1 protein-coding gene is annotated in these 1,175 nt (G+C 76.2%); it reads left to right on the top strand.

Translation table 11 applies throughout. The features are described from left to right. Window positions 1-32: 32 nt before the first annotated feature. Window positions 33-1,010: a Bug family tripartite tricarboxylate transporter substrate binding protein gene (locus HW578_RS26830; protein WP_198373745.1), complete on the top strand. Its 978-nt coding sequence runs from the start codon at window positions 33-35 to the stop codon at window positions 1,008-1,010. Window positions 1,011-1,175 lie beyond the last annotated feature (165 nt).

Raw genomic sequence — 1,175 nt, 5'->3', positions numbered from 1 at the left:
GCAGGGCCCGCCGCGCCGCCGGAGACCACGCCATGACCCTCACCCGCCGCGCCCTCGCCGCCGCCGTGCCCGCCCTGACGCTGCCGGCCGCGGCGCCCGCGCAGGGCGCCTGGCCCGATCGCCCGTTGCGCTTCATCGTGCCCTTCCCCGGCGGGTCGAGCCCCGACCTGACCGGGCGCGTGCTGTCGGAGCACCTGGCCCGCGTGCTGGGCCAGCCGGTGGTGGTGGACAACCGCGCCGGGGCGGGCGGCAACATCGGCACGGACGCGATCGCCAAGGCCACCGACGGGCATGTGATCGGCCTGTCGATCAACGGGCCGCTCTCCACCGCGCCGGCGCTCTACCCCAACCTGCCCTACGACCCGGCGAAGGACCTGATCGCCGTCTCGCTGCTGGTGCGCGGGCCGCAGTTCCTAGTGGTCAACAACGACCTGCCGGTCACCGACCTGCCCGGCTTCCTGGCCTATCTGCGGGCCAATCCGGGCCGCGTCTCCTTCGGTTCGGTGGGGTCGGGTTCGGGCGGGCATCTGGGCATGCTCGACCTGCTGGCGCGCACCGGCGCGCCCGAGATGCTGCATGTTGCCTATCGCGGCTTCCCGCAGGCGACGCTCGACCTGGTGGCGGGGCGCATCCAGGCGATGATGGTGACCACCGCCGCCGTGCTGCCGCAGGTGCAGGGCGGGCAGATCCGCGCCATCGCGGTGACCTCGGCCGCGCGCTTCGCGCCAACGCCGGCGGTGCCGACCCTGGCCGAGCAGGGCCTGGCCAACGCCGAATCCTACGGCTGGCAGATCCTGGTGGTGCCGGCCTCCACGCCGGCGGATCGCGTGGCGCGCCTCGCCGCCGAGGCGCAGCGCGGCCTGCGCGAGCCCACCGCGCGCCAGCGCCTCGAGGGCGCGGGCTTCGAGGTGGTGGCGGGCACGCCCGCCGAAGCCGCCGCCTTCCTGGCCGAGGAGACGGAGCGCTGGGGCGGCATGATCCGGCGGCTGAACATCCGGCTCGACGGCTGATGCGCGACGAAGGCATGGTCGCCCCCGCGCCCGGTGCGGGGCACCAAGGCCCTGGCGCCTGTCAGGCCGCGGTGACCCGACGCGCCGGCAGCCTCGCCGCCGTTGCGTCGCCGGGCACGGGCGTCGCGCAGCCGCGGTGCCGGCGGGCGTGATCCGCTGGCCGCG

Origin of the sequence: Roseomonas rosulenta (genome assembly GCF_016106005.1) — a bacterium.
GTDB classification, from domain to species: domain Bacteria; phylum Pseudomonadota; class Alphaproteobacteria; order Acetobacterales; family Acetobacteraceae; genus Neoroseomonas; species Neoroseomonas rosulenta.
The sequence above is the reverse complement of the archived record's forward strand: the minus strand, read 5'-3'. Positions and strand labels throughout refer to the sequence as shown.

What these genes read in the sequence shown, in the direction of transcription:
- HW578_RS26830 (WP_198373745.1), top strand. Translation starts at nt 33, where the DNA reads ATGACCCTCACCCGCCGCGCCCTCGCCGCCGCCGTGCCCGCCCTGACG.